Annotated in this window: 5 protein-coding genes; 3 read left to right on the top strand and 2 right to left on the bottom strand. The window is 62.8% G+C overall.

Annotated elements, in window-relative coordinates; genetic code table 11:
• From EN964_RS27620 to EN964_RS27610, 3 genes are all read left to right on the top strand, one after another.
• On the top strand, window positions 1-1,162 hold a 1,162-nt coding region (locus EN964_RS27620; RefSeq protein WP_164776025.1), incomplete at its 5' end, for a sugar ABC transporter substrate-binding protein.
• Between the two features lie 115 nt (window positions 1,163-1,277).
• Window positions 1,278-2,192 carry a carbohydrate ABC transporter permease gene (locus EN964_RS27615; RefSeq protein ID WP_127268510.1) on the top strand — a complete coding sequence of 305 codons (915 nt, stop codon included), beginning with the start codon at window positions 1,278-1,280 and terminating at the stop codon, window positions 2,190-2,192.
• Between the two features lie 59 nt (window positions 2,193-2,251).
• Complete coding sequence (locus EN964_RS27610; RefSeq protein WP_127268511.1) at window positions 2,252-2,785, top strand: hypothetical protein; 534 nt, start codon at window positions 2,252-2,254, stop codon at window positions 2,783-2,785.
• Window positions 2,786-2,796: 11 nt separating this feature from the next.
• Here the strand turns inward: EN964_RS27610 and EN964_RS27605 are convergent, their stop codons facing one another.
• Together EN964_RS27605 and EN964_RS27600 are read right to left on the bottom strand one after the other, a co-directional pair.
• Window positions 2,797-3,390 carry a hypothetical protein gene (locus EN964_RS27605; protein WP_127268512.1) on the bottom strand — a complete coding sequence of 198 codons (594 nt, stop codon included), beginning with the start codon at window positions 3,388-3,390 and terminating at the stop codon, window positions 2,797-2,799.
• Window positions 3,387-3,977 (bottom strand): L,D-transpeptidase, encoded by a 591-nt coding sequence (locus EN964_RS27600; protein ID WP_127268513.1) that lies wholly within the window; start codon window positions 3,975-3,977, stop codon window positions 3,387-3,389. The genes EN964_RS27605 and EN964_RS27600 overlap by 4 nt, the downstream gene beginning before the upstream one ends.
• Window positions 3,978-4,018: the final 41 nt, after the last annotated feature.

Genomic DNA, 4,018 nt, shown 5'->3' with positions numbered 1-4,018 from the left:
AACCAAGATCATCGAAGCGCTGTTGCCCGAATTCGAGAAGCAGACCGGCATCAAGGTCGAGTTCGAGAAGATCGGCTATCCCGACATGCACGACAAGCTGGTGTCCCAGCTGACCGCGCCGCAGAGCTACTACAATGTGCTCGAGGTCGACTTCCTGTGGGCCGGCGAATTTCCGGCCGCCGGCTGGCTCGCCGATCTGAAACCCTTCGTCGAGAAATCCAAATACGATCTAGGCCCCTTCATTCCCTCGACGCTTGACCTGCTCGGCCGGACCAAGGATCAGCTGTTCCTGGTGCCCATGTACAACTACTCGATGGGCCTCCTCTACCGCACGGACCTGATCGGCGACGAGAAGCTCAAGGCCGCCTACAAGACGGCAACCGGCAAGGAACTCGCTTTGCCGACGACCCTCGAAGACTATGTGGCGATTTCCAAATTCATGAAGGCCAATGCAGGCGTCGCCGGAGCCGCGATGCAGGGCCAGCGCGGCGATCCCAACAGCATGGAATTCTCCAACTACCTGTTCTCCGCCGGCGGCAGCTATCTTAATGCCGACGGCAAGGCGAGCCTCGACACGGCAGAGGCCAAGAAGGCGCTCGATCTCTATGTCGACAACATCCAGCATGGCGCCCAGCAGGGTGCCATATCGGCGACACTCGATGACACCATGCGCCTGATGTGCAGCGGTTCCGCCTTCAGCATGGTCACCTATTGGTGGATGCTGCCGCAGATGGACGATGCCGTGAAGTGTCCGACGGTCGCCGGCAAGGTCGGCCTGTCGGTGATGCCGGGTGGCCATGGCGAAAGCGGCGGCTGGGGCTGGGGCATTCCCAAGAACACGTCGCCGGAAGAGCAGGAAGCCGCATGGACCTTCATCCAGTGGGTGCAGAGCAAGGATGTTTCGGTGAAGCGCGCGCTCGAGGGCCACGCGCCGGTGCGCAGCGATGTCTATGCCGATGCGGCGGTGCTGGCGAAATATCCCTTCTACAAGACCGCCGAGGATGTGGTGGCGACCGGCAAGTCGTTTCCGATCTTCACCTATTCGGCGCAATACGAGGATCTGCTCGGTACCCAGCTGTCGCTGGCGGCTGGCGGCCAGGCGACTTCGGAGGCAGCACTGAAGGCGGCTTCCGACGGCTTGCAGGGGCTCCTCGACAAATAGCGGTCCGGCTCGGCCAGGAGATCCGGCGCGGCGGTGTCAGCCGCGCCGGATCTTGTCCAGACCCCGGATCTTGACCAGACCAGGAACGCCACACCCCGACCAAGGCTCGGTTACGATGTTCAACGCGATCAAAAAAGGATTGGCTGCCCGTGGCCGCGAATGGCGGACCGGCTGGGCCTTTGCCTTGCCCGGCCTGCTGCTGCTGGCGATCGTGATGGGCTTTCCGCTGGCCTATGCCTGCATCCTCTCAATCTCCTCGATGACCTTGATCAAGCCGCAGCTTCTGCCGCTTGTCGGGTTCAAGAATTTCGCCTCGATGATCGGCGATGAGCTGTTCTGGAACGCGCTCTGGCTCACCGTGCGCTATTCGGCGGTGACGGTGGTCGGCGAATTCGTGATCGGGCTCGGCATCGCCCTGATGCTCAACCGGACGGTCCGGATGAAGCCGGTCTATTTCGCGGTTCTGACCATTCCCATGGCGATGTCGCCGATCAGCGTCGCCCTGATCTGGCGCATGCTGCTCCAGCCCAATCTCGGCATCGCCAATCATCTGATGGAAACGTTTGGCCTGCCGCGCCTCGACTGGCTAGGCACGCCAGGCATGGCGCTCTGGACGATGGCGGCGATCGACATCTGGCAGCAAATGTCCTTCGTCGTGCTGATCCTCGCCGCGGGGCTCGCCGCTTTGCCGCGAGATCCCTATGAGGCGGCTGAAGTGGATGGCGCACGCGGCTGGCAGCAATTCTTCTACATCACCCTGCCGATGCTTCGGCCGGTCGCGGCGATCACCATCATCATCCAGCTGATCAACGAGTTCCGGACCTACGATCTGCCTTATGTCCTGACCAAGGGCGGGCCGGGCAACGCGACCGAAGTGCTGAGCTTCTTTGCCTATCGCCGTGCCTTTCTCGGCCTTTCGCTCAACGAAGGCGCGGCAGCCGCCTTCGTGCTGCTGCTGATCGTCCTTCTGCTCACCGTGATCTTCTTTGCCGTCCTCGAACGCTCGCAAACGGGAGAGGGCCGGAAGTAGGCTGTTAAGCCTTGAGCAATCTATACAGCCTATCCTGGCTTGCAGATTGTCGAGGGAACATGAAACGCCAGCCGCTTCTGCTTTTCGCCTTTCCGTTTCTCATTCTGGCGGTCCTGGCAGGGGAGCGCATGGCGACCTTGTTGCTGGGCGCCTATCCGGCCAGCCCCACCGCATGGTGGCTATGGCTTGAACTGCGCCCTCTGTCGACGGTACTTTGGCAGCAGGTCGATGTCTGGCTGGGCGGCTCCATGGCTATCGACGCCGTCATTCTTGCCGCCGCAGCGATCGTCTGCTGGGTGGCGTGCCACGCCAAAAGATCGGCATCCTCGTTCCTCGCCAACCATGTCGCCCTGATTTTCGCTGGCCTGATGATCGCCGTCGGCAGCCATTCGGAAACGGCCAGCACGATTGCCGAATTCACCTCGCCCAAGGGTCTTCCGTATTCGCTGGCCGTCGATTTCACCTTGAAGAACAGCCTGGTGCTGCTTTTTGGCATCGTGGCCTGTGCCTACTGCCACATCGCCTTCCTCACTGAGGCGCGGGAGCGGTCCGTCCGGGCCATCCGCATCCTGGCGCTGCAGCGCGATCTCTAGAGCAATGGCGTCTAGTTGATCCGGCGGTAATAGACCTTGCCGTCGGGCTGCTGGATGCGCTGGTAGTTGGAGCTTGGGGCAGGGGGCGAGGCCGATGCTATTCTCTTCCTGGGTGCGGGTGCTTCGATGACGCCGGGCTCGCTCGCGCTCTCGCCGTCGAGCGCTTCGGGCGCTTGCGCCAGCGTGCTGGTGGCGAATTCGGACGGTTCTTCCGCACCTGGCATGGCCTCGCCGCCGGCGACCGGCATAGTCTGCCCCAGCCGGGCAATGCCGGCATCGATCTCGTTGAAGCTGCCTTGCAACTGGCTGTCCAGTTTCTCGAACCGGCTCTGAAAACCGTTGTTGACCGTGTCGAGCCGGGCCGCGATCCGCTGCTCGAACGCGCCGAGCTGCTCCAGCCGCGCTTCGACGAAGCGCAGGTCGCTCATGCCCCGATAGAGATAGACCGCGGCCGCCATGTTGACCGCGGTGATAAGAAGCGCGCCACCGGCGACGATGACGCCGATCGTCTTTGCCTTGCTGAATTTCTCGGTGGCAACCGGTTCTCGCTGTTCCTGGTTTCCGATATCGATCGCCGGCATGTCCGGTTCGCTGATCATCGTCATTGGACCACCACCTTTGCGCCGACAGCGACGCGTTTGAAAAGATCGATCACATCCGTGTTGGTGAGACGAAAACAGCCCGATGTCCCATCGAAGCCGACACCCGACGGGTCGTTGGTGCCGTGTATGCGGTAGAGCGTGTCGCGCCCGTCCCGCGACAGGTAGAGCGCCCTTGCGCCGAGCGGATTGTAGGGACCGGCGGGCACCATTTTCGGCAGCTCCGGCTGGCGGGCCCGCATTTCCTGCGGCGGGCGCCACTCCGGCCATTCGGTCTTCGCCCCGACCTTGACGATTCCGGTCCAGCCGAACCCGTCGCGCCCGACGCTGATCTGATAGCGCAGCGCCTGGCCCTGGCGGGTGACGAGGTAAAGCGCCTTCTCGTCCTTGCGGATGACGATCGTGCCCGGCTGCTCGGCGGTTCTAAAGGCAACGGCCTTGCGCAGGCTGGGCCCCATCGCCGGCAGCGGCGGCCGCTCCGAAAGCGCCGATCGCGCCTCGGCGAAGTCGTGGACGGACAGCGCCAGCGCCATGCCGAGCGCGCAGGCGCCGGCGAGCTTCGGGGCGATCCGATATCTATCGGGCAGCGTCATCGAGCCGCTCTTTGAACATCCGCTTCAGATCCTTGTTGAAG

The sequence above is a fragment of the Mesorhizobium sp. M7A.F.Ca.CA.001.10.2.1 genome (assembly GCF_003998575.1).
GTDB lineage: Bacteria > Pseudomonadota > Alphaproteobacteria > Rhizobiales > Rhizobiaceae > Mesorhizobium.
The sequence above is the reverse complement of the archived record's forward strand: the minus strand, read 5'-3'. Positions and strand labels throughout refer to the sequence as shown.

What these genes read in the sequence shown, in the direction of transcription:
- EN964_RS27600 (WP_127268513.1), bottom strand. Translation starts at nt 3,977, where the DNA reads ATGACGCTGCCCGATAGATATCGGATCGCCCCGAAGCTCGCCGGCGCC.
- EN964_RS27605 (WP_127268512.1), bottom strand. Translation starts at nt 3,390, where the DNA reads ATGACGATGATCAGCGAACCGGACATGCCGGCGATCGATATCGGAAAC.
- EN964_RS27610 (WP_127268511.1), top strand. Translation starts at nt 2,252, where the DNA reads ATGAAACGCCAGCCGCTTCTGCTTTTCGCCTTTCCGTTTCTCATTCTG.
- EN964_RS27615 (WP_127268510.1), top strand. Translation starts at nt 1,278, where the DNA reads ATGTTCAACGCGATCAAAAAAGGATTGGCTGCCCGTGGCCGCGAATGG.